The organism is Sulfitobacter sp. 1A13679 (genome assembly GCF_043557115.1).
GTDB classification, from domain to species: Bacteria; Pseudomonadota; Alphaproteobacteria; order Rhodobacterales; family Rhodobacteraceae; genus Sulfitobacter; species Sulfitobacter faviae.
Genome location: NZ_JBIFFO010000009.1, coordinates 87,018 through 109,342, shown reverse-complemented (window position 1 = coordinate 109,342; position 22,325 = coordinate 87,018). Strand labels below are relative to the sequence as shown.

17 protein-coding genes and 1 riboswitch are annotated in these 22,325 nt (G+C 64.5%); of the genes, 10 read left to right on the top strand and 7 right to left on the bottom strand.

The window, feature by feature from the left end; translation table 11 throughout:
- Positions 1–43: 43 nt before the first annotated feature.
- A complete protein-coding gene (locus tag ACGYLA_RS09170) occupies positions 44–1,090 on the bottom strand; it encodes a rod shape-determining protein (RefSeq protein WP_040700660.1) in 1,047 nt (348 codons plus the stop codon).
- A gap of 189 nt (positions 1,091–1,279) precedes the next feature.
- Between ACGYLA_RS09170 and ACGYLA_RS09165 the strand changes: the two genes are divergently transcribed.
- Positions 1,280–1,861, top strand: coding sequence for a VOC family protein (locus tag ACGYLA_RS09165; RefSeq protein WP_394432025.1), 582 nt, complete (start codon positions 1,280–1,282; stop codon positions 1,859–1,861).
- A 449-nt stretch (positions 1,862–2,310) separates the two neighbouring features.
- On the opposite strand, the gene ACGYLA_RS09160 is transcribed toward ACGYLA_RS09165, so the two are convergent.
- Entirely contained in the window at positions 2,311–3,879 is a 1,569-nt protein-coding gene (locus tag ACGYLA_RS09160; RefSeq protein WP_394432023.1) for a 2-isopropylmalate synthase, read from the bottom strand.
- 296 nt (positions 3,880–4,175) lie between these two features.
- Between ACGYLA_RS09160 and ACGYLA_RS09155 the strand changes: the two genes are divergently transcribed.
- Both ACGYLA_RS09155 and ACGYLA_RS09150 read left to right on the top strand, forming a co-directional pair.
- The gene (locus ACGYLA_RS09155; RefSeq protein ID WP_394432021.1) at positions 4,176–4,844 is read left to right on the top strand and encodes an SDR family NAD(P)-dependent oxidoreductase; all 669 of its coding nucleotides are present in this window, start codon (positions 4,176–4,178) and stop codon (positions 4,842–4,844) included.
- Positions 4,841–6,367, top strand: a complete 1,527-nt coding sequence (locus tag ACGYLA_RS09150; RefSeq protein ID WP_394432019.1) for a cryptochrome/photolyase family protein — start codon at positions 4,841–4,843, stop codon at positions 6,365–6,367. Before ACGYLA_RS09155 ends, ACGYLA_RS09150 begins: the two co-directional genes overlap by 4 nt.
- Here the strand turns inward: ACGYLA_RS09150 and ACGYLA_RS09145 are convergent.
- Positions 6,364–7,800, bottom strand: coding sequence for a nitrilase-related carbon-nitrogen hydrolase (locus ACGYLA_RS09145; protein ID WP_394432016.1), 1,437 nt, complete (start codon positions 7,798–7,800; stop codon positions 6,364–6,366). The two genes, ACGYLA_RS09150 and ACGYLA_RS09145, sit on opposite strands and share 4 nt — an antisense overlap.
- 205 nt (positions 7,801–8,005) lie before the next feature.
- On the opposite strand from ACGYLA_RS09145, the gene ACGYLA_RS09140 reads away from it, so the two are divergent.
- A complete protein-coding gene (locus ACGYLA_RS09140) occupies positions 8,006–9,541 on the top strand; it encodes an MORN repeat-containing protein (RefSeq protein WP_394432014.1) in 1,536 nt (511 codons plus the stop codon).
- Positions 9,542–9,606: 65 nt separating this feature from the next.
- Entirely contained in the window at positions 9,607–10,944 is a 1,338-nt protein-coding gene (gene gltX, locus ACGYLA_RS09135) for a glutamate--tRNA ligase (RefSeq protein ID WP_394432011.1), read from the top strand.
- Positions 10,945–11,050: 106 nt separating this feature from the next.
- Here the strand turns inward: gltX and ACGYLA_RS09130 are convergent, their stop codons facing one another.
- Complete coding sequence (locus tag ACGYLA_RS09130; protein WP_394432009.1) at positions 11,051–11,641, bottom strand: gamma-glutamylcyclotransferase family protein; 591 nt, start codon at positions 11,639–11,641, stop codon at positions 11,051–11,053.
- A 101-nt stretch (positions 11,642–11,742) separates the two neighbouring features.
- A riboswitch (glycine riboswitch) is annotated at positions 11,743–11,829 on the top strand.
- A gap of 149 nt (positions 11,830–11,978) precedes the next feature.
- Between ACGYLA_RS09130 and gcvT the strand changes: the two genes are divergently transcribed.
- The 3 genes from gcvT (at position 11,979) to gcvP (ending at position 16,449) form a co-directional block, all read left to right on the top strand.
- Positions 11,979–13,112: a glycine cleavage system aminomethyltransferase GcvT gene (gene gcvT, locus ACGYLA_RS09125; RefSeq protein WP_394432007.1), complete on the top strand. Its 1,134-nt coding sequence runs from the start codon at positions 11,979–11,981 to the stop codon at positions 13,110–13,112.
- Between the two features lie 21 nt (positions 13,113–13,133).
- On the top strand, positions 13,134–13,493 hold the full coding sequence (gene gcvH, locus ACGYLA_RS09120; protein ID WP_067265267.1) for a glycine cleavage system protein GcvH: 360 nt from the start codon (positions 13,134–13,136) through the stop codon (positions 13,491–13,493).
- A 109-nt stretch (positions 13,494–13,602) separates the two neighbouring features.
- Complete coding sequence (gene gcvP / locus ACGYLA_RS09115; protein ID WP_394432005.1) at positions 13,603–16,449, top strand: aminomethyl-transferring glycine dehydrogenase; 2,847 nt, start codon at positions 13,603–13,605, stop codon at positions 16,447–16,449.
- Between the two features lie 34 nt (positions 16,450–16,483).
- Here gcvP and ACGYLA_RS09110 read toward each other — a convergent pair whose 3' ends face one another.
- Positions 16,484–19,015 carry an ABC transporter permease gene (locus tag ACGYLA_RS09110; RefSeq protein ID WP_394432003.1) on the bottom strand — a complete coding sequence of 844 codons (2,532 nt, stop codon included), beginning with the start codon at positions 19,013–19,015 and terminating at the stop codon, positions 16,484–16,486.
- Entirely contained in the window at positions 19,012–19,680 is a 669-nt protein-coding gene (locus ACGYLA_RS09105) for an ABC transporter ATP-binding protein (RefSeq protein WP_067265258.1), read from the bottom strand. Before ACGYLA_RS09105 ends, ACGYLA_RS09110 begins: the two co-directional genes overlap by 4 nt.
- A 50-nt stretch (positions 19,681–19,730) precedes the next feature.
- Here ACGYLA_RS09105 and ACGYLA_RS09100 point away from each other — a divergent pair, with 50 nt between their 5' ends.
- Positions 19,731–20,387, top strand: a complete 657-nt coding sequence (locus tag ACGYLA_RS09100; RefSeq protein WP_394432000.1) for an arylesterase — start codon at positions 19,731–19,733, stop codon at positions 20,385–20,387.
- A 49-nt stretch (positions 20,388–20,436) separates the two neighbouring features.
- Here the strand turns inward: ACGYLA_RS09100 and ACGYLA_RS09095 are convergent, their stop codons facing one another.
- Positions 20,437–20,643, bottom strand: a complete 207-nt coding sequence (locus tag ACGYLA_RS09095) for a cold-shock protein (protein ID WP_209217039.1) — start codon at positions 20,641–20,643, stop codon at positions 20,437–20,439.
- A 331-nt stretch (positions 20,644–20,974) separates the two neighbouring features.
- Here ACGYLA_RS09095 and ACGYLA_RS09090 point away from each other — a divergent pair, with 331 nt between their 5' ends.
- Positions 20,975–22,306: an NAD(P)-dependent oxidoreductase gene (locus tag ACGYLA_RS09090; protein WP_394431998.1), complete on the top strand. Its 1,332-nt coding sequence runs from the start codon at positions 20,975–20,977 to the stop codon at positions 22,304–22,306.
- The last annotated feature ends 19 nt before the right edge of the window (positions 22,307–22,325 follow it).

The window sequence follows — 22,325 nt, the reverse complement described above, 5'->3', positions numbered from 1 at the left end:
GGGGCGTCTTCGCCGCGTGCCGGGTCTGGCTAACTTGCCAGTGTTAACTGTCGTAGTCGATCGCGTGGCGCAGCTGTTTCTCGTATTCCAGCGCCTTGCCGGTGCCGAGGGCCACGCAGTTGAGCGGCTCATCCGCGACCGAGATCGCAAGGCCTGTCTGCTCGCGCAGCGCCAGATCGAGGTCGCCCAGAAGCGCGCCGCCGCCCGTGAGCATCACGCCGCGGTCAACGATGTCGGCGGCAAGGTCGGGCGGCGTGGTTTCCAGCGCGGTCATCACCGCTTCGCAGATCTGCTGCACCGGCTCGGCCAGCGCCTCGGCGATCTGGGCTTGGGTCACTTCGATCTCTTTCGGAACACCGTTCAACAGGTCGCGGCCACGGATCTGCATCGAGGTGCCGCGCCCGTCGTCGGGCATCCGCGCCGTGCCGATAGAGGTCTTGACCCGCTCGGCAGTCGTCTCCCCGATCAGCAGGTTCTGCTGGCGGCGCAGGTAGCTGATGATGCCCTCGTCCATCCGGTCACCGCCGACGCGGACCGAGCGGGCATAAACGATGTCGCCCAGCGAGAGCACCGCGACTTCGGTCGTGCCGCCGCCGATGTCGACGACCATGTTGCCTGTGGGGTCGGTGATCGGCATCCCCGCGCCGATGGCCGCGGCGATAGGCTCTGCAATCAGGCCGGCGCGGCGCGCGCCTGCCGACAGCACCGACTGGCGGATCGCGCGTTTCTCAACCGGGGTGGCGCCATGCGGCACGCAGACGATGATCTTGGGTTTCGAGAAGGTCGAGCGCTTGTGCACCTTGCGGATGAAGTGCTTGATCATCTCCTCGGCGGTGTCGAAATCCGCGATGACACCTTCGCGCATTGGGCGGATCGCCTCAATACTGCCCGGGGTGCGGCCCAGCATGAGTTTCGCATCCTCACCCACGGCGAGCACTTTCTTGACGCCGTCCTTGACGTGATAGGCCACAACCGAAGGTTCGCTCAGCACGATGCCCTTGCCCTTGACGTAAACCAGCGTGTTCGCGGTGCCGAGGTCGATCGCCATATCAGAGGAGAACAGGCCGCGGAATTGATCGAGGATGGACATAGAGTAGCGGAGCCTTGCAACTATTCGGACGAGCCCGCCTGCATGGGTCCACGCGCGGGCTATTGGCTCTTATAGGGCGCACGGGGGCAGGGTGAAAGGGGCAAGACCGCAAAGGTGGCGCGATATTGCCGCCGCGCTATCATAGAGCGGAATATTTAGGGCGCAGCACAGGCGGAGGACGACGATACCATGCAGAAGATACAGACACTTGGGGTGCATCACATCACCCTCACCGGGGCGGACCGGCAAAGCTCGATCGACTTTTGGGAGGGGGTGTTGGGGATGCCTTTCATCTTTGACCAGCCCAATCTGGATGACCCGGACGAGGGGCATTTGTATTTCGATCCCGGCGATGGTCGGCTGATTACGATCTTCACCAATGAGAACCGCAAGCGGGTGCACAACCGCACGCCGATGGACCCGGGCTGCGTGCATCATCTGGCCTTCGAGGTGGACCGCGCGATGTTCGATCAGGTGCCCGCGCGGTTGGAGGCGCGGGGCATCGGGCATTCCGGCGTGAAGGACCGCGGCTTCATGCATTCGATCTATTTCAAGGATCCGTTGGGGCTGTTGATCGAACTGGCCTGCTACACTTTCATCCCGCCGCGTGGGTCGAGCCATGCAGAGGTGATGCTGGAGGCCCACAAACTGCGCGTGGCGGCGGGGTATGATCATATCCAGCGGCAGCATCTCGCGGATGCAGTGGTGAAGATCGTAGAGCGGGGGCAGGCGTCGCTGAGTGACGATCGCGGGGCGAAGAATCCGTATTGAAGTTGCCACCGGGCCCGGAATCAAGCCGCAGGCGCCGGGCCATCGCCTGCCCGCCCGTCACGCCAAAGGCGTGCCGATATACACTGGCGCACCTTTGGTGCGACCGGGTAGGCGATTTGGTGGGGCTGGGTGCGACCCTGCCAGCGCACATCATGGTTGAGCCATAAAGTGGGCCTAACGTCGCGTTGGATCGCCGACCCGCGGGCAGGCGGTGCCCCTAGGTTGACGAATGCCACCCCAGCCCGGAATCAAGCCGCTGGCGCCGGGCATCGCCTGCCCGCCCGGACGGGGAGGCGATTTAGTGAGGCTGGGTATGCCATTTTGAGGGTGCGCCATGGCAGATCAATAAAGTGGTATGAACTAAGGTTCGGTTCGCCACCCCGCGGGCAGGCGATGCCCTACTTCCATACTGTATACGTGAAAAGGCGGGGTTGCCCCCGCCCTATAATTCAACTCACATCTTTATAATTAATCTCGCGCTTGTCCGTGCCGCCCTTCTCGCGCCGCACCAACAGGCGGTTCAGCGCGTGGATATAGGCTCGCACGCTCGCCACCACGGTATCGGTATCCGCCGACTGGCCGGTCACGATCCGGCCCTCTTCCTCCATCCGCACGGAAACCGTCGCCTGCGCGTCGGTGCCTTCGGTTACCGCATGCACCTGATAAAGCTGCAACCGCGCGGAATGCGGCACCAGCGCCTTGATGCAGTTGAACGCCGCATCGACGGGGCCGTCGCCGGTCTGGTTCGTGGTCTGCTCCGCACCGTCGATCTCAAGCACCATGTCGGCGGTCTGCGGGCCATCGGTGCCGCAAACGACCTTGAGCGATTTCAGGCGAATGCGGTCTTCCTCGGGGTCCGTCGCGGTGCGCATCAGCGCGATGAGGTCGTCTTCGTAGATTTCCTTCTTGCGGTCGGCCAGTTCCTTGAACCGCACGAAGACATCCTTGAGCTGGTTGTCGCCCAGTTCAAACCCGAGGTCTTCGAGCTTGGACCGCAGCGCGGCGCGGCCCGAATGCTTGCCCATGACGATGTTGGTTTCAGTGAGGCCCACGTCCTCGGGCCGCATGATCTCGAAAGTCTCGGCGTTCTTCAGCATGCCGTCCTGATGGATGCCGCTTTCATGGGCGAAGGCGTTCTTGCCGACGATGGCCTTGTTGAACTGAACGGCAAAGCCCGAGACGGCGGCGACACGGCGCGAGATATTCATGATCTTGCGGCTGTCGATCCGGGTCTCGTAAGGCATAATGTCATTGCGCACCTTGAGCGCCATGACGACCTCTTCCAGCGCGGTATTGCCCGCCCGTTCGCCCAGACCGTTGATGGTGCATTCGATCTGCCGGGCGCCTGCCTCGACGGCGGCGAGGCTGTTGGCCGTCGCCATGCCGAGGTCGTTGTGGCAATGGGTGGCAAAGACGATCTCATCCGCACCTGGCACGTTTTCCAGAAGCTTCGCGATCAGATCGGCACTCTCGCGCGGGGCGGTGTAGCCCACGGTGTCGGGGATGTTGATCGTGGTGGCACCCGCCTTGATGGCGATCTCCACCACCCGGTAGAGGTAGTCAAGCTCGGTCCGCGTGGCATCCATCGGCGACCACTGCACGTTGTCGCAAAGGTTGCGGGCATGGCTCACCGTCTCATGGATGCGGTCGGCCATCTCGTCTTGGGTGAGGTTCGGAATGGCGCGGTGCAGGGGCGAGGTGCCGATGAACGTGTGAATGCGCGGCTGGGCTGCGTGTTTCACCGCTTCCCAGCAACGGTCGATATCGCCCAGTTGCGCCCGGGCAAGGCCGCAGATCACGGAATTCTGGCTCTGCCGCGCGATCTCGGACACCGCTTTGAAGTCGCCCTCTGAGGCGATGGGAAAGCCGGCCTCGATGATGTCGACGCCCATCTCGTCCAGGAGCGACGCGATCTCAAGCTTCTCGGCATGGGTCATCGTCGCCCCGGGGGATTGTTCGCCATCCCGCAAGGTGGTGTCAAAAATCAGCACACGGTCCTGTTTCGTCATATCTGTCATCCTGGGTTCTTTCTTTGCTGGTATCCTTGGCGCGCAACACATCCCTCTGAGCGGGCGCGCCGAAGGGCACGCTCAGAGGCGGATTAGGTGCAGCAAGTTGGCGCGCAGCAGGCCCGCGCAGTTGCGCGGCAGGGTCGGGATATGGACGGCCTGTGTCATGGGAGTAGTTATACGCCCGTCTTTTCAAATGAAAAGGGGGTGTTGCGGCTTTTGTTTGCCCCTGCGTCAGCGCCGCCTATCTGCCTATAAGCAAAGGAGATCAGGATGCAGCGACAAGCGATACCATGGGCGGCGTCATGAGCGCACGGGTGCTGGTAATTGGGGCCAGCGGCGGGATCGGCGCGGCGCTAAGTGCGGCGTTGCGTGCGCGCGGCGATACGGTGACGGCCCTGTCCCGCACGGGCGATGGGCTGGACCTGACGGATGAGGCATCGGTCAATGCCGCGCTGGAGGGGCTGAGTGGCCCTTTCGACGCGGTGATCGTCGCCACCGGCGCGTTGGAGATCGACGGGGCCACGCCAGAGAAATCGCTGCGTGCCGTCACGCAAAAGGCGATGCTGGATCAGTTCGCGCTGAACGCGGTCGGCCCGGCGCTGGTGCTGCGCCACGCGGTAAGGCTTTTGCCCCGCGACAGGCGGGCGGTTTTCGCCGTGCTTTCGGCGCGGGTCGGCTCCATCGGGGACAACCGTCTGGGCGGGTGGATCAGCTATCGCAGCGCCAAGGCGGCGGTGAACCAGATCGTGCATACCGCCGCGATCGAGCTGACGCGCTCCCATCCGCAGAGCATCTGCGTCGCGCTGCACCCCGGCACGGTCGAGACGCCCTTTACCGAAAAATACCTTGGCCGCCATCCCGCAGTCCCACCAAATGAGGCGGCGGGCAATCTGTTGCGGGTAATCGACGGGCTGACCCCGGAGGAGAGCGGCGGGTTCTTTGACTGGGCCGGAAAGGCGGTGCCGTGGTGAGCCGTTTGATCTTGGTCTTGGGCGATCAACTCTCGCTGAACCTGTCGTCCCTGCGCGAAGCGGATAAGGCGCGCGATGTGGTGGTCATGGCCGAAGTGGCGCAAGAGGCGGAATATGTCCGCCACCACCCCAAGAAAATCGCGTTGGTCTTTGCCGCGATGCGCAAGTTCGCGCGTGCGTTGGAGAAAGACGGCTGGACGCTGCGCTACACTCCCTTGGACGATCCCGAGAATGCGGGTTCCATCGTAGGCGAATTTCTCCGCCGGGCAGAGGAGACCGGCGCAAGCGAGGTGATCTGCACCGAGCCGGGCGAATGGCGGCTGATCAACAAGCTGACCCATGCGCCGATCCCCACCCATATCCTGCCCGACGACCGTTTCATCGCCAGCCGCAAACGGTTCGAGGATTGGGCCGAGGGGCGCAAGGCACTCAGGATGGAATACTTCTACCGCGAGATGCGCCGCGAGACGGGGTTGTTGATGGAGGGCGACGACCCCGCAGGCGGAAAGTGGAATTTCGACCACGACAACCGCAAACCTCCGAAGGAAGGGCTGGATATCCCCGACCCGCTGACCTTCGCCCCCGATGCCGAGGTGGAGGCGGTGCTGGAACTGGTGGCGGCGCGCTATGGCGATAACTTCGGCGATCTGCACCCCTTTGACTTTGCCACGACGCGCGCGGAAGCCTTGCAGGTGCTGGCGCATTTTATTGCTCACGCCCTGCCGCGTTTTGGCGACTATCAGGACGCGATGCTAGAGGGGCAGCCCTATCTCTTTCATGCGCTGATCTCACCCTATCTCAACCTCGGGCTGCTGGACCCGTTGGAGGTCTGCCGCGCTGCCGAGGAAGCGTGGCAGGCGGGAGAGATGCCGATCAACGCCGCCGAAGGGTTCATCCGCCAGATCCTCGGTTGGCGCGAATATGTGCGCGGCATCTATTTCCTCGAAGGGCCGGACTATGTGGCGCGCAACGTGCTGCGCCACGAGCGGGATTTGCCCGGCTTTTACTGGGGTGCCGATACGCAGATGAATTGCCTGCGGCAGGCCATCGGGCAGACCCAGAAATACGCCTATGCCCACCATATCCAACGGCTGATGGTGACGGGCAATTTCGCCCTGCTGGCCGGGATCGACCCGCATCAGGTGCATGAGTGGTATCTGGAGGTCTACGCCGACGCCTATGAATGGGTCGAAGCGCCCAACACGGTGGGCATGAGCCAATTCGCCGATGGCGGTGTGATCGCCTCAAAGCCCTATGTATCCTCCGGGGCCTATATCAACCGCATGTCGGATTACTGCAAAGGGTGCAGCTATAGCGTCAGCACCAAGGCGGGGCCGAAGGCCTGCCCCTTCAATCTGCTGTACTGGCATTTCCTTGACCGCCATCGCGAGCGGTTTCAGGGCAACATGCGGATGAGGAACATCTATGCCACTTGGGACCGTATGGACGACGACCGGCGCGAAGCGGTTCTGCGCGATGCGGATAAATGGTTGCAGCGGTTGGACGCGGGCGAGACGGTCTAGGCTGTCACTGCTTTCAAACGCGGGCCGGGAACGGTTGGCTGCTTGCGCGCCTTCGCCGCCGCGATGCGCTCTGCAATCCTCTGCGCGCTCTGCGGCGCGTAGCCCGCCGCCACGCAGTCATCAACGTTGCCGCCGCCCTCCAGCAGGATGCGCAGGATGGCGTCCTCGGCACGGGCCTTTTCCGTGTCGGGGGAGGAGGCCGGGCTGGGCGCCGGTCCCTGCATCCATGCCCGCACCGTATTGCTGCGCCAGTCGCAAAGCGCTTGCACCTCGGTTTGGTAAAGGTCTTTGACCGGGTTGAAATCCCCCATCAGGGCCGCAATCCCCATGGCGGCAGCGGATTTGTTCTGTGCGGTGAGCAGCATCTCCCCCGCGTCATCGGCCAAGGCGCGCAGCATCAGGGCGCGCAGGGGAGGGGTGAGCGTCTCGGTGCTGACTTCTGCCCCGAGCGCGGCCAGTTCATCCCGCAGCGCAGCGTGCAGATTGTCCGACAGCGGCACGTCAATCTGGCGGACATTCTCGGCCCCCAAGGCATCCCGCGCAATCGCTGCCGCGAGTGCGGTGTCGTTCCCCTCGGCCTGTTCGATCAGCACTTTGGAAGCGCCGGTTTTGGCAGCGTAGTCCCGCAGCCCCACGACCAAGGCGCGGTAGTCCCGTTCCAGCGCCTCCGGCTGCGGCGCGAAGGCGCTTTCGGCGATGCTCCAGCCCTCGGGACCGCGCTCTAGATCGACATGGGCAAACGCTGTGTCGAAGGCGGGCATCTGCAATGCCAGCTTGCCGCCGGGGTTCAGCGCGAATGTGGCGCCGTCGAAAACCGTCTCACCCTCGCCGCCGGTCATGTTGAGGTGGATCACCGGCAATTCCGTTTCGATCACCCGCGCGACCATGTGGTTGAGGCGCCGCTCCATCGCGCCGCGCAAATGGGGCGTGGCATGGGGGATCAGCAGCAGTTCGGCCCCCGTCTCGGCCTGCGTTTCGGCCACGTCGCCCGTCTCACCATCCGCGCCGATGGGAGAGCCGATGCGCAGCCCCGCCACCGCATAGGGGCCGCTGATCGGCGCGGGATCGAAGGGCGTGCGTGGTCGCGGCGCGTGTTGCAGCACCCTTTGCGCGATCTTTCCACCTTGCAGGATGAGGTATGCGTTGTGGAGCTTGCCCGCCGCGACCCACGGCGCGCCAAGTGCCAAGGCGGGGCCATCGGCGCAATGCGCGGCCAGCGCTTCAAGTTGGGCCAAGACATCGCGCTGAAAGGCAGGGCTTTGCGACAGTCCTTGCGCGTCATGTCCGGTCAGGAAGAGTTCGGGCAGGGCGACCATCTGCGCGCCTGCGTTGCGCCCAGCCTGCCATGCGTCGCGGGCCAATGCCGCGTTCCCGGTCAGATCACCGGCAGTCGGGTTCAACTGCCCGAGGGTGAGGCGGAAACGGTCTGGCATGGCAAAGCTCCGGGCTGGCTAGCGTGGGGTGGATCTAGCAGATCGGGCCGGGGACGAAACCCCCGTGCGCAGAGCTGACCCGCAGCACCGGTTGCGCGGGATCGGCCGAAACCGGCGTGCCCGTCTTGCAAACACGTTGCCTCTGCCCTCTATCACCCGTAACCTCGGGCCGAATGCCACTTAACGAGATCGGGAATTTCCGCCCATGTTGCACCGCAGCCTGCCCCTCTGTCTGATCGCCCTTCTGGCCACGCCGCTTGCGGCGCAGGACGGGCAGGTGCTGACCAAGGAATATGACGACGGCGGCATCTATGAGGGCACCTTTCAAGGCGGTCTTCAGCATGGCACCGGCACCTATAAGCTGCCCAATGGCTATGAATACTCCGGCGAATGGGTCGAGGGGGAGATCAAGGGCGAGGGCGTTGCACGCTTCCCTAACGGATCGGTCTATGAGGGCAATTTCGCCAAGGGCAAGCCTGACGGTCTGGGCAAGATCACCTTTGCCGATGGCGGCACCTATGAGGGCGAATGGGAAGCAGGCGCGATCATGGGGCAGGGCGTGGCGATCTACGCCAATGGCGTGCGCTATGAGGGCGAGTTCCGCAACGCCAAACACCACGGCAAGGGCGTGATGCAAAGCCCCGGTGGCTATGAATACAAGGGCGATTGGGTCGATGGCGTGAAGCAGGGTGTCGGCACGATCACCTATCCCGATGGCGCGGTCTATGAAGGTGAGATCGAGGCCGGCAAACGCAGCGGCGAAGGCACGCTGACCATGCCCGACGGGTTGGTCTATGTCGGCAAGTGGAAAGACGGCCAGATCGACGGCACCGGCACGCTGACCCAACCCAACGGCGACGTCTACGAAGGCACGCTGGTCGCGGGGCGGCGTGAGGGCAAGGGCAAGGTCACCTATGAAAACGGTGACACCTATGAGGGCGACTTCAAGGATGACCGCCGCGATGGGCAGGGCACCTTCACTGGCACCGATGGTTATGTCTATACCGGTTCTTGGGTGGCCGGGCAGATCGAAGGCGAGGGGCAGGTGACCTATCCCGACGGGTCGGTCTATGTCGGCACCTTCCGCAATGATCTGGCCGATGGCACGGGCAAAATCACCTATCCCGATGGCTCGACCTATGAGGGCGAATGGGTCGCCGGGGTGATCGAAGGCGAGGGCATCGCCACCTATACCAACGGCGTGGTCTATGAGGGCGAGTTCAAAGACGCCCGCAACCACGGCCAAGGCGTGATGACCTATGCCGATGGCTACCGCTATGAGGGCGGCTGGCAAGACGGCCAGCGCCATGGGCAGGGCAAAGCGACCTATCCCGATGGCACCGTTTACGAGGGGGCCTTTAGGAACGGCCAGCGCCACGGTCAGGGCAAGATCACCATGGCCAGCGGTTTCGTCTATGAGGGCGAGTGGACCGAGGGTGAGATCGAAGGGCAGGGTGTTGCGACCTATGCCAATGGCGATGTCTATGAGGGCACCTTCAAAGCGGGCAAGCGGCAGGGCAGCGGCACCATGCGCTATGCCAGCGGCGAGGAAGCCTCGGGCGAATGGGAGAATGGCGCGCTGAGCGATGAGACCGCCGGAGCCGAAACCTCGGAAGCGGCTTCGGAAGAGGCTGGCGTTGAAGAAGCGGCCACCGAAACACCCGCGCCCGAAGACAGCACCGACGCGGATACGTCAGAGGCCACGCCCGCGCAGACCGGCACCGCAGCAGACGGGGGCTGACCCCCGCCTTTGCTGGACAACGCTCGCGCCCTGTGGCAAGCCCGCGCGCAACAGGAGTACGCCAGATGTCCAACCCCACAATCACCCGTTTCGCCCCGTCCCCCACTGGCTATATCCATGTGGGCAACCTGCGCACCGCGCTGATGAACTACCTCATCGCGCGCAAGGCGGGCGGCACTTTCATCCTGCGCATCGATGACACTGATCCCGAGCGCAGCAAGGAAGAATATGTCGACGGCATCAAGCAAGACCTCGAATGGCTGGGTCTTGAGTGGGACCGGGTCGAACGTCAGTCCGAGCGGCTGGACCGCTACCAGGCCGCCGCCGATGACCTGCGCGAAAAGGGCCGTTTCTACGAGGCTTTCGAGACGCCGACAGAGCTGGACCTCAAGCGCAAGAAACAGCTCAACATGGGCAAGCCGCCGGTCTATGACCGCGCCGCGCTGAACCTGTCGGACGAAGAGAAAGCCGCCCTGCGGGCCGAACGCGGCGATGGGGTCTGGCGCTTCAAGTTGGATCACGCGCGGATCGAATGGGATGACGGCATTCTTGGCGATATCTCCATCGACGCGGCCTCGGTCAGTGACCCGGTGCTCATCCGTGGCGACGGGCAGATCCTTTATACATTGGCGAGCGTTGTGGATGACACCGAGATGGGCGTGACCCATGTGGTGCGCGGCTCGGACCATGTGACCAACACCGCTACGCAAATCCAGATCATGGAAGCGCTCGGGCAGGGTGCGGTCCCCTCCTTCGCGCATCACTCACTGCTGACCGGCCCGCAGGGCGAGGCTCTGAGCAAGCGTTTGGGCACATTGGCGCTGCGCGATCTGCGCGAGCAGGGGGTGCAGCCCTTCGCGCTTCTGAGCCTGATGGCACGGCTCGGGTCCTCCGATCCGGTGGAACTGCGCACGGATATGGCAGAGCTGATCGACGGCTTCGACATCAACCGCTTTGGCTCGGCCCCGACGAAATTCGACGTGGCTGACCTCTTCCCGCTGACTGGGCGCTACTTGCAGCAATTGCCGCTGGAGGCCGTGAAAGACGACATCACAGTGCTTGGCGTGCCGGAAGACAAGGCCGCGCAGTTCTGGGCCGTGACGCGCGAGAATATCTCGACCCTGAAAGATCTCGGCCCCTGGTGGGCCATGTTCCGCGACGGGGCGGAGCCGGTGATTGCCGAGGAAGACCGCGAATTCGTGGCGCAGGCCATGCTGCTGCTGCCCGAAATGCCCTTCGATGAGACCACTTGGTCCAGCTGGACCGCAGCGGTCAAGGAAGCCACGGGCCGCAAGGGGCGCGGGCTGTTCCGGCCATTGCGTCTGGCACTGACGGGGCAGGAGCATGGGCCGGAGATGGCGCAGGTGATGCCGCTGCTGCAGGTGGTGAAGGCGCGCGGCTGATTGGCGGGCTTGGGGGCTTGAGGCAGCCTCCCGGGGGCGCTGCCCCCGGACCCCCGAGGGTATTTGAGAAAGGATGAAGGAAGATTTGGGGGGCGTGTTTTCGCCCTTAGAAGTTCCTTGCGGCGAAGGTTGTTTCGGCGCGTTCTTTGATCTGCACTGACAGGCGATCCATGTGCTGGTCGACCACGGCGGTTTCGGCTTCCGTCAGTGTTTGGTGGCGCGGGTAGAGGGGGGCTGCGCGGTCGTCGAGGATGGGCGTGTCCCAGCCGTCGGTCGTGTCGAAAAAGCGTGCCGCGCCCTCGGTGCCGAATTCACGCAGGAAGCCTTGGACCACCACATCGAGATAGCTGAGCAGGATGACGTGATCGCCGTGGGTCACTGCGATGTCGGCGGGGATGGCGTAATGGGCGATGTCGGGGGCGGGGGTGAGGTCATGCACCACCGCGCCGCCTGAGGCGTGGCGTTCGTAGCTGTATTCGCGTTTGTCCAGCGCGGCCCAATCCGCGCCCGGCACGGCGGCGATCAGCCCGTCGATCCGGGTGGCGGGGTGCTGCACCACGGAAAGATAGACGATATCGCGGCCTTCGGTGCGGACCCACTGGCGGCGCCAGCCGTCGAGCTGCGCCGGGCGGGCATCGGGGTAGCTATGGGTGTTGCGGTTCACGAGGCTTCCGTAGCCAAAGAAATAGGGGGTCATGCGGGGTGCTTTCCATCTGCCGTGTTGCCGGTAAGAAAACATGTGTCGCATCCGCTCACAAGCATGCTTGACGCAGAGGTATGCCCCAGCATACGAAAGGCCCAATCGTCACGGGAGAATCGGTTAACACCGATGCCGAAGGAGCAACCGCCCCGGAAACTCTCAGGCCCCAGGACCGTGATGTGACCAAGACTCTGGAGAGGGGCGCGGATGCGCACGCCGAAGGGATAACGATCTCAGGCGGAAGGACAGAGGGGGCATCAGGCGCAGCATTTGCGGCGCCAAGGTGCCGGCATGGTCAAAAGGTCATCCGGAAGCGACAGGAAAAGCGAACCGGATGAGCGATCTCAAGCAGACGGCATTGCATGATTTGCATGTGGAATTGGGGGCCAAGATGGTGCCCTTTGCGGGCTATTCCATGCCCGTGCAATACCCTCTTGGCGTGATGAAGGAACATCTGCACACCCGTGCCGCCGCCGGGTTGTTCGATGTGGGCCACATGGGGCAGGTCGTCGTTCGCGCCAAGTCTGGCAGCTATGAGGATGCGGCCTTGGCGATGGAGCGGCTCGTGCCCGTCGATGTGCTGGGCCTTGGGGAGATGCGCCAGCGCTATGCCATGTTTACCGATCCCAATGGCGGTATTCTGGATGACCTGATGTTGGCTAATCTGGGCGATCATCTGTTTGTCGTGGTGAATGCCGGCTGCAAGGATGATGACATCGCCTTGATGCGGGAGGCCCTGTCGGACAGTTGCGAGATCGAGGTGCTGGAGGACTGCGCTTTGCTGGCGCTCCAGGGGCCGCAGGCCGAGGCTGCGCTGGCGCGGTTGCAGCCCTCGGTGGCGGATATGAAATTCATGGATGTGGCGCGGGACGTCGATCTTGATGGGATCACCGTCACCCTGTCGCGCTCGGGTTACACCGGGGAGGATGGCTACGAGATTTCCGTCGCCAATGGTGACGCGGTGGCGCTGGCGCAGAAGCTGTTGGCGATTGAGGAGGTCGAACCGATCGGCCTTGGGGCGCGGGACAGTCTGCGGCTGGAAGGCGGGCTTTGCCTTTATGGCCACGACATCGACACCACCACCACGCCGGTTGAGGCGGCGCTGAACTGGGCGATCCAGAAGGTGCGGCGCGAGGATGGCGACCGCGCGGGCGGTTTCCCGGGCGCGGGGGTAATCTTGCAACAACTGGCCGACGGCGCGCCGCGCAAGCGGGTGGGGTTGCTGCCCGAGGGGCGCGCGCCGATGCGCGAGGGGGTCGCCATTTATGATGCCGCCGAGGGTGGCAATGAGGTTGGCCGCGTGACCTCGGGCAGCTTTGGTCCGACGGTTGGCGGCCCGGTTGCCATGGGATATGTCAGCGCCGAGCATGCAAAGGTCGACACCGCGCTCTGGGGCGAGGTGCGCGGCAAACGCTTGCCACTGACTGTCACGAAAATGCCGTTCGTCGCGGCGAACTTCAAACGCTGAATCTACACAGGGAACTCCATTATGAAATTTACCGAAGAGCATGAATGGCTGCGCGTCGAGGGTGACGAAGTGGTCGTGGGCATCACCAACCACGCTGCCGAGCAGCTGGGCGATGTCGTATTCGTGGAACTGCCCGAGGAAGGCACCACCGTCAGCAAGGACGACGAGGTCGTCGTGATCGAATCCGTGAAGGCGGCGTCGGACATCCTTGCCCCCATCGACGGTGAAATCACGGAAGTGAACGGCGCGCTGACCGACAACCCCAGCATGGTCAACGACGACCCGCAGGGCGAGGCGTGGTTCTTCAAGATGAAGGTCTCTGACGCCAGCCAGATGGACGACTTCATGGACGAAGCCGCCTATCAGAAATTCATCGGCTAAACCGCCGCGCGCCGGGGCACCGGCGCGATGCTGATTACCTGCGTCGCCCCCCATGGGCGGCGCGCCACAAACAGGGGGCGCCCTGCCGCGCCGTGACGAGGAACCCGACATGAGCTTCAAGCCCACCGATTATCTGCCCTATGATTTCGCCAACCGGCGTCACATTGGCCCGTCCCCTTCCGAGATGTCGCAGATGCTCGACACCGTGGGCGCGGAAAGCCTTGATGCGCTGATCGACGACACGCTGCCCAAGGCGATCCGGGCGAAACAGCCGCTCGACTTCGGCAAGGCGATGAGCGAACGCGAAGTGCTAGAGCACATGCGTAAGGTGGCGGGCAAGAACAAGGTCCTCACCAGCCTTATCGGGCAGGGCTATCACGGCACCGTCACGCCGCCCGCGATCCAGCGCAACATCCTCGAAAACCCCGCGTGGTACACCGCCTACACGCCCTACCAGCCCGAGATTTCGCAGGGCCGCCTCGAAGCGCTGCTGAACTTCCAGACCATGGTGAGCGACCTCACCGGGCTGGAGATCGCCAACGCCTCGCTGCTCGACGAGGCCACTGCCTGCGCCGAGGCGATGACCATGGCGCAGCGCAGTTCGAAATCGAAGGCCAAGGGTTTCTTCATCGACGCCAACTGCCACCCGCAGAACATTGCCGTGATGAAGACCCGCGCCGAGCCTCTGGGCATCGAGGTCATCGTTGGTGAACCCGAGGAGATGGAGGCCGAGAAGGTCTTCGGCGCAATCTTCCAGTACCCTGGCACCTACGGCCATGTGCGCGACTTCACCGGCCACATGACGGCGCTGCACGAGGTCAAGGCCGTGGGCATCGTCACCGCCGACCCGCTGTCGCTGACCTTGTTGAAAGAGCCGGGCGCCATGGGCGCCGACATCGCCGTGGGCAGCACCCAGCGGTTCGGCGTGCCCGAGGGCTACGGCGGCCCGCACGCCGCCTATATGGCCTGCCGCGATTCGATGAAGCGTTCGATGCCGGGACGCATCGTCGGGGTTTCCATCGACGCCCATGGCAACCGCGCCTATCGCCTGTCGTTGCAGACCCGCGAGCAGCATATTCGGCGTGAGAAGGCCACGTCGAACGTCTGCACCGCGCAGGCGCTGCTGGCCGTCATGGCTTCGATGTATGCCGTGTTCCACGGGCCGGAGGGCCTCAAGGCCATCGCGCAGCGCATCCACCGCAAGACCGTGCGTCTGGCCAAGGGGCTGGAGGCCGCGGGCTTCGAGGTGCAGCCGGATGCCTATTTCGACACGATCACCGTCGAGGTCGGCCCGCTGCAGGCCGCGGTGATGAAATCCGCCGTGGACGAGGGCATTAACCTGCGCCGCGTGGGCGAGACCCGCGTCGGCATTACGCTCGACGAGCGCACCCGCCCTGACACGATCGAGGCGGTCTGGCGCGCCTTCGGCATCCGTCAGGCGGATGATGATTTCACGCCCGAGTACCGTCTGCCCGAGGGGCTGCTGCGCACGAGCGATTACCTCACGCACCCGATCTTCCACATGAACCGCGCCGAGACCGAGATGATGCGCTACATGCGTCGCCTCGCGGACCGCGACCTTGCACTTGACCGTGCGATGATCCCCTTGGGCTCCTGCACCATGAAGCTCAATTCGGCTGCCGAGATGATGCCGGTGACATGGCGCGAGTTCTCGCTCATCCACCCCTTCGTGCCCGCCGATCAGGCGCTCGGCTATCAGGAAATGATCGACGATCTCTCGGACAAACTCTGCGAGATCACCGGCTATGATGCGATTTCCATGCAGCCGAACTCCGGCGCGCAGGGCGAATACGCGGGCCTTCTGACCATCGCCGCCTACCACCGCGCCAAGGGGGAGGGGCACCGCAACATCTGCCTCATCCCGATGAGCGCGCATGGCACCAACCCGGCCTCGGCACAGATGGTCGGCTGGAAGGTCGTGGTGATCAAGACTGCCTCTAACGGTGACATCGACCTCGACGATTTCCGTGCCAAGGCCGAACAGCACAGCGAGAACCTTGCCGGTTGCATGATCACCTATCCCTCGACCCACGGCGTGTTTGAAGAGACCGTGCATGAGGTCACCAAGATCACCCATGAGCATGGCGGTCAGGTCTATATCGACGGGGCCAACATGAACGCCATGGTCGGCCTGTCGCGTCCCGGCGATCTGGGCGGCGACGTCAGCCACCTGAACCTGCACAAGACCTTCTGCATCCCGCATGGCGGCGGCGGCCCCGGCATGGGTCCGATTGGCGTGAAATCGCACCTGATCGCGCATCTGCCGGGCCACCCGAACGAGGAAGGCGCCGCCGTTTCGGCCGCACCCTACGGCTCTCCCTCCCTGCTGCCGATCTCATGGTCCTACTGCCTGATGATGGGCGGGGACGGTCTGACGCAGGCGACCCGGGCGGCGATCCTCAACGCCAACTACATCGCCAAGCGGCTCGAAGGGGCTTACGACGTGCTCTACAAAGGCCCCTCTGGCCGGGTGGCGCATGAATGTATCATTGACGTGCGCCCCTATGAGGAGACCGCGGGGATCACCAACGAGGATGTCGCCAAGCGTCTGGTCGACTGCGGCTTCCACGCGCCGACCATGTCCTGGCCGGTGGCGGGCACGCTGATGGTGGAGCCGACCGAGTCCGAGACCAAGGCCGAGCTGGACCGTTTCTGCGATGCGATGCTGGCGATCCGCGAAGAGATCCGCGAGATTGAGGAAGGCCGCATGGACCGCGCCAACAACCCGCTCAAGAACGCGCCGCACACGGTGGAGGATTTGGTGGTGGAATGGGGCGACCGGCCCTACAGCCGTGAGCAGGGCTGCTTCCCGCCCGGTGCCTTCCGCGTCGACAAGTACTGGCCCCCGGTCAACCGCGTCGACAACGTGCATGGCGACCGGAACCTGATCTGCACCTGCCCGCCGCTGGAGGATTACGCCGAAGCGGCGGAGTAAGGCTCAGGCCCAGACAACACCTAAGGGCGCGGGATCATTCCTGCGCCCTTAGCATATCCGCGGGCCGGGCGTTCAGCGCCTTCAGCGCAAAGCCCAGACCGGCCAGCACCGTGGCCAAGACGCCGCCCGCGATGATCAGAAGCGCATTGGGCCAGACCACGGCGAAATCAGTCTCCATAACAAAATGGCTCACGGCCCAACCACCGGTGATCCCGGCCAGCAGCGCCACCGCTCCGGCAAAGAGGCCGAGCAGCGCGGCGCGCAGCACAAAGCTGGTGGCGATGGCGCGGCGCGAGGCGCCCATGGTTTTCAGCAGCGCCGCCTCATAGCTGCGCGCGCCGGTGCCTGCGGCGGCGGCCCCGATCAGCACCATGAACCCCGTCGCCAGTGTGGCCAAGGCGCCAAAGGAAATGGCAGAGGCGAGCCCGGCCAGCACCGCCGCGACCCGGTCGATCGCATCGCGCACGCGGATGGCGGTGATGTTGGGGTATTCGCTGGCAAGATCGCGCAGGATCGCGGCCTCCGCCTCGGGTTCGGCATAGACGGTCGAGATGAAACTATGCGGCGCACCGGCGAGGGCAGCGGGGTTCATCGTCAGCACGAAACCGATCCCGGCGGTCGAGAAATCGACCTCGCGAAAGCTGGTGATCGTGCCGGTGATGTCGCGGCCAAGGATGTTGACGCTGAGCGTGTCGCCCAGCTCCAGCCCGATCTCTTCGGCCTCTTCGGCGGCAAAGCTGATCTGCGGATCGCCGCTGTAATCCTGCGCCCACCATTCCCCCGCCGTGATCCGCGTGTCTTCGCCCGGCTCCGCGGCATAGGTTACCCCGCGGTCGCCGCGCACGACCCAGTGATCGCCCGCGACCTCACGCGCGGGGCGTCCGTTGATCTGGGTGATCACGCCGCGCAGCATCGGGGCGCTTTCGATGCGCGACACGGCTGGATCGCCCTCAAGCCGGGCGGTATAGCCGGGCATCTGGTCTTTCTGGATGTCGACGAAAAAGTAGGAGGGTGCCACGTCGGGCAGGTTGCCCGAGATTGCCCTGCGCAGGTTGCCGTCGATCTGACCCACGGCGGCCAGCACCGAGAGGCCGAGGCCAAGCGCTAGCACCACCGCCGTCGCCCCTTCGCCGGGGCCGCCGATGGCCGCCAGCGCCCACCGCAGGCGCGGATGGCCCCGCGCCCGGCGGGCCGCCGTACGGGCCAGCAGACGCAAGAGCGCCGCCGCCAGCGCAAGCACGGCCAGCGTCGCGGCCAATCCGCCCAGTGTCCAAAGCGTGAGCGACCACGAGCCGTTGAACCAACCCGCCAGCGCAAGCAGAGCGGCCAGCGGCAGCGCCATCGCGACGAGGTAGGGCGCGGCGGGCCAAGGTGATTGCCGTTGCCAATCGTCGCGGAACAGGATCGCGGCGCGGACATCGGCGCTGCGCGCGAGCGGCCAGAGGGTGAAGAGAGCAGCGGTCAGCAGCCCGTAGAGCGCGGCCTCAATCAGCGGGGCGGGGTAGATGGTGAAACGCGCGGGCAGGGGCAGGCTTGCCTCGATCAGCGGCGCGAGCAGCACGGGCAGCCCCGCCCCGATCAGCAGGCCAAGGGCGACCCCGACCATGGCCAGAATGCCGACTTGGATGAAATAGGTCTGAAAGATCGTCGCGCGGGATGCCCCCATGGCGCGGAAGGTGGCGATGACGGCGGTCTTGCGTTGCAGATAGGCCCGCACCGCTGCTGCCACGCCGACCCCGCCGACGGCAAGGCCCGAGAGCCCGACGAGCACCAGAAAGGCGCTCAGCCGTTCGACGAAACGCGCCACGCCCGGCGCGCCGTTGCGCGCGTCGGTCCAGCGCATCCCGGCATCGGCAAAACGCGCCTTGGCCTCGGCTTCGAGCGGGGCGAGGGCGGTGCCCTGGGGCAATTCGAGACGGTATTTGCTGTTGAAGAGCGTGCCGGGGGCAAGCAGGCCGGAGCCTTCGAGTGCCGCGCGTTTGACCAGTGTGCGGGGCCCAAGGGAAAATCCGCTGGCGGCGGAATCCGGTTCGCGTTTGATCAGCGCGGTCAGGGTGAACTCAGCCTCGCCAACGGCGAAAGTGTCACCGGGGGAGAGGGCCAGCCGATCCGCCAGTGCCCGTTCCATCACCGCGCCGGGCAGAGCGGTGGCCTCGGGCGAAAGGGCATCTTCCAACGGCAGGACGGGGTCCAAGACCATCTCGCCGATCAGCGGATAGAGGTCATCGACCGCCTTGACCTGCGTGAGCGCGCGTTCTGAGGTCTCGCCCGCGCCGGTGACGGCCATGGAGCGGAACTCGACGATCTCGGAGACCCGCGTGGCGCGTTCGGCCATCCAGTTGCGCTCTTCGGGGGTGGCGAAACGGTAGGTGAAATCAAGCTCGGCATCGCCGCCCAGAAGGGCCGCGCCCTCGGCCTCCAGCCCGGCTTCGATCGCCGCGCGGACGGTCCCGACAGCGGCCAGCGCGGCCACGCCGAGCGCAAGACAGGCCAGCAGCAGGCGAAAGCCGCGCAGGCCGCCGCGCATTTCCCGGCGGGCGAAACGGGCGGCAAGGCGCAGGCTCATGCGAGGCGCCCGTCGCGAAGTTCCACCACCCGGTCGCAGCGCTGCGCCAGATCATCGGCATGGGTGACCAGAACCAGCGTCGCGCCATGGCGGTCGCGCAGTTCAAACAGCAGGTCCATGATCGCGGCCCCATTGCGGCTGTCGAGACTGCCTGTCGGCTCATCCGCCAAAAGGATCGCGGGGCGGGGGGCTGCGGCGCGGGCGAGTGCCACGCGCTGTTGCTCGCCCCCCGACATCTGTGCGGGATATTGGTTGATCCGGTGGCCCAGCCCCACGGCCTCCAACTCGGCCCGCGCGCGGTCAAAGGCATCATCGGCGCCCGAAAGCTCCAGCGGGGTGGCGACATTCTCAAGCGCGGTCATGGTGGGGATGAGGTGGAAAGACTGAAAGACGATCCCCATGCGCCCTTGCCGGAACCGGGCCAACCCGTCCTCGCGCAGCGCGCTCAGGTCATGGCCGAGGGCGGTGACCTTGCCGCCCGTGGCGCGCTCCAGTCCGCCCATGACCATCAGAAGCGAGGATTTGCCCGACCCGGAAGCGCCGGTCAGCGCGATGCTCTCCCCTTGCTGGACCTGCAACGAAATGCCGCGCAGAATATCGACGGGGCCGGCATTGCCCTTGAGGCTCAGCGTGACATCTTGAAGGTCATAGACAGGGTCGCTCATCGGGTCGCCTTTGGCTTGGGATACGTGATGGATATGGAGGTCCGCGAAGGATGCGCAAGGTATTGATCTGTTTTGCCTTTATTTTAGGCAACGCGGCGCAGGCCGAGGAGGTGGTGATCGCAGCCCTCGGCGATAGCCTGACCCAAGGCTACGGGCTGCCCGCCGAGGAGGGGTTCGTGCCGCAATTGCAAGACTGGCTGGATGCCGAGGGGGTCGAGGCCAAGATCCTCAACGCGGGCGTGTCGGGCGATACCACCGCTGGCGGGCTGGCGCGGGTCGACTGGACCCTGACGCCCGAGGTGGACGCGATGATCGTGACGCTGGGGGGCAACGACCTGCTGCGCGGGCTGGACCCGGCGCAGGCGCGCGGCAACATCGACGGCATCTTTGCCGCTGCGGAAAAGGCGGAGGTTGAGGTGCTCTTGGTCGGCATGAGCGCGCCGGGCAACTATGGGCCAGGCTATAAGGCGGAGTTCGAAGGGCTCTACCCCGATCTGGCCGAGGCTTACGGCACGCTGTTTTACCCGGACTTTTTTACCGGCCTGCTGGCCGAGGAAAAGAATGCCGCCAGCGCGCGGAGCGAGACGGTGCAGCGCTATTTCCAAGGCGACGGCATCCACCCCAATGCCGAAGGGGTGGCGCTGATCGTGGAGGACATCGGCCCTGCGGTGGCAGAGCTTGCCGCCCGCGCCGCCGAGCGCCGCTAACAAAAACGGACGCCGCAGCGTCCGTTTCGATCCTCGTGATGTGGCCCGTTCAGGCCAGCGCGATGTTGCTCGCGCTTTCGCGGCCATCGCGGCCCGCTTCGACGTCAAAAGTGACCTTTTGGTTGTCGGCCAGCCCGGTCAGCCCGGCGCGTTCCACTGCGGAAATATGGACAAAGATGTCCTTGCCGCCCGCATCCGGTGCGATGAAGCCGTAGCCTTTTGTCGTGTTGAACCATTTTACGGTGCCAGTAGCCATGCCCCGTGTCTCCCTCTCTTTGATCTGCCCGCAACATGCGGCAGCGCGGCTCGGTCGAATTCGTGATCGCTGGAGCCTTAGGGCAGCCGGGTCGAAAAGTCTTCGCGTCGCAGTTGTGATATTGGAATCTCTATTTTTAAAATCAAGGATTTTTACGGGGCGAGGGGGCGCAAGCAAGGAAGCGCCCATGAAATATAACCTGCCTGTTACAAAACTGGCAGGCATCTCGGGATTTTCCGGAAGGCGCGTTTTTCAAAAATTTACCAGTTGATAAAAAAATGATTCCGTGAGAGCGTTTTCAAAACACCAAGAAAACGACAGGGATTTTGATATGGCACGAGATGTGTTTGAGCCGGGGATCGTTCCGGGGCGGTTAGAACCGCAGAGCTATGCCGAGGGGTTTTCGGATCTTCATCCGCCCTTGGACGAACATGAGGCACTGGTCGCGGCGGACCGCTGTTACTTTTGCCACGACGCGCCCTGCATGACGGCCTGCCCGACCGATATCGACATTCCGCTGTTCATTCGGCAGATCGCCACGGGCACGCCCGATGCGGCGGCCAAGACGATACTGAGCCAGAACATCCTCGGCGGCATGTGCGCCCGGGTCTGCCCGACAGAGACGCTCTGCGAAGAGGTCTGCGTGCGCGAGGTGGCCGAGGGCAAGCCGGTGTTGATCGGCCAGTTGCAGCGCTATGCGACGGATCATTTGATGGCGCAGGGCGTGCATCCGTTTGAACGGGCCGCAGCCACGGGCAAGCGTATCGCAGTGGTGGGCGCGGGGCCTGCGGGTCTGTCCTGCGCGCACCGTCTGGCGATGCTGGGCCATGATGTCGAGATCATCGACGCGCGGCCCAAGCCCGGCGGGCTGAACGAATATGGCATTGCGGCCTATAAGACCCCGAACGGCTTCGCGCAGGCCGAGGTGGATTGGCTGATGCAGATCGGCGGGATCACCTTCCGGCATGAGGTTGCCGTGGGCCGGGATGTCACTCTCGATGAACTGAAGGCCGATTACGACGCGGTTTTCCTCGGGATGGGGCTGGTCGGCGTCAATGCCCTCGGGGCCGAGGGCGAGGATAAGGCCGGGGTTGCCAATGCGGTCGATTTCATCGCCGAACTGCGGCAAGCCAGCGATATCTCCGGCGTGCCGATTGGCCGCGATGTGGTGGTGATCGGTGGCGGGATGACGGCGGTGGACGCGGCGGTGCAGGCGAAACTGCTTGGCGCGCTCAATGTGACGCTGGTCTATCGCCGCGGGCGCGACCGGATGAACGCGAGCGTGTTCGAGCAAGACCTTGCGGCCTCCAAAGGCGTGCGGATCGTGACCCATGCAGTGCCGATTGCGGTGCATGGCAACGGCTCGGTGCGCGAGATCGAGTTCGAATATGTCGATGAAGCGATGAAGGGCACCGGCCAAACCCTGCGCCTGCAAGCGGATCAGGTGTTCAAGGCCATTGGCCAGACGCTTTTGGGCGATGGGCTACCCGACCTCGACGGTCGCAAGATCAAGGTCGACGGCACCGGGCGTACCAGTCTGGAAGGCGTTTGGGCCGGGGGCGATTGCGCCAGCGGTGGTGATGACCTCACCGTGACCGCCGTGGCCGAGGGCCGCGACGCGGCGATGGACATTCACACCACATTGATGGGGGCGGCGGGCTGAGGCCGCGCCGAGAGGGAGA

Excerpts from the sequence above, each read along its gene's own strand:
- ACGYLA_RS09155 (WP_394432021.1), top strand. The coding sequence starts at position 4,176 with ATGAGCGCACGGGTGCTGGTAATTGGGGCCAGCGGCGGGATCGGCGCG.
- ACGYLA_RS09110 (WP_394432003.1), bottom strand. The coding sequence starts at position 19,015 with ATGAGCCTGCGCCTTGCCGCCCGTTTCGCCCGCCGGGAAATGCGCGGC.
- ACGYLA_RS09160 (WP_394432023.1), bottom strand. The coding sequence starts at position 3,879 with ATGACAGATATGACGAAACAGGACCGTGTGCTGATTTTTGACACCACC.
- gcvT (WP_394432007.1), top strand. The coding sequence starts at position 11,979 with ATGAGCGATCTCAAGCAGACGGCATTGCATGATTTGCATGTGGAATTG.
- gcvH (WP_067265267.1), top strand. The coding sequence starts at position 13,134 with ATGAAATTTACCGAAGAGCATGAATGGCTGCGCGTCGAGGGTGACGAA.
- ACGYLA_RS09130 (WP_394432009.1), bottom strand. The coding sequence starts at position 11,641 with ATGACCCCCTATTTCTTTGGCTACGGAAGCCTCGTGAACCGCAACACC.
- ACGYLA_RS09145 (WP_394432016.1), bottom strand. The coding sequence starts at position 7,800 with ATGCCAGACCGTTTCCGCCTCACCCTCGGGCAGTTGAACCCGACTGCC.
- ACGYLA_RS09090 (WP_394431998.1), top strand. The coding sequence starts at position 20,975 with ATGGCACGAGATGTGTTTGAGCCGGGGATCGTTCCGGGGCGGTTAGAA.
- gltX (WP_394432011.1), top strand. The coding sequence starts at position 9,607 with ATGTCCAACCCCACAATCACCCGTTTCGCCCCGTCCCCCACTGGCTAT.
- ACGYLA_RS09165 (WP_394432025.1), top strand. The coding sequence starts at position 1,280 with ATGCAGAAGATACAGACACTTGGGGTGCATCACATCACCCTCACCGGG.
- ACGYLA_RS09095 (WP_209217039.1), bottom strand. The coding sequence starts at position 20,643 with ATGGCTACTGGCACCGTAAAATGGTTCAACACGACAAAAGGCTACGGC.
- ACGYLA_RS09170 (WP_040700660.1), bottom strand. The coding sequence starts at position 1,090 with ATGTCCATCCTCGATCAATTCCGCGGCCTGTTCTCCTCTGATATGGCG.
- gcvP (WP_394432005.1), top strand. The coding sequence starts at position 13,603 with ATGAGCTTCAAGCCCACCGATTATCTGCCCTATGATTTCGCCAACCGG.
- ACGYLA_RS09140 (WP_394432014.1), top strand. The coding sequence starts at position 8,006 with ATGTTGCACCGCAGCCTGCCCCTCTGTCTGATCGCCCTTCTGGCCACG.
- ACGYLA_RS09100 (WP_394432000.1), top strand. The coding sequence starts at position 19,731 with ATGCGCAAGGTATTGATCTGTTTTGCCTTTATTTTAGGCAACGCGGCG.
- ACGYLA_RS09105 (WP_067265258.1), bottom strand. The coding sequence starts at position 19,680 with ATGAGCGACCCTGTCTATGACCTTCAAGATGTCACGCTGAGCCTCAAG.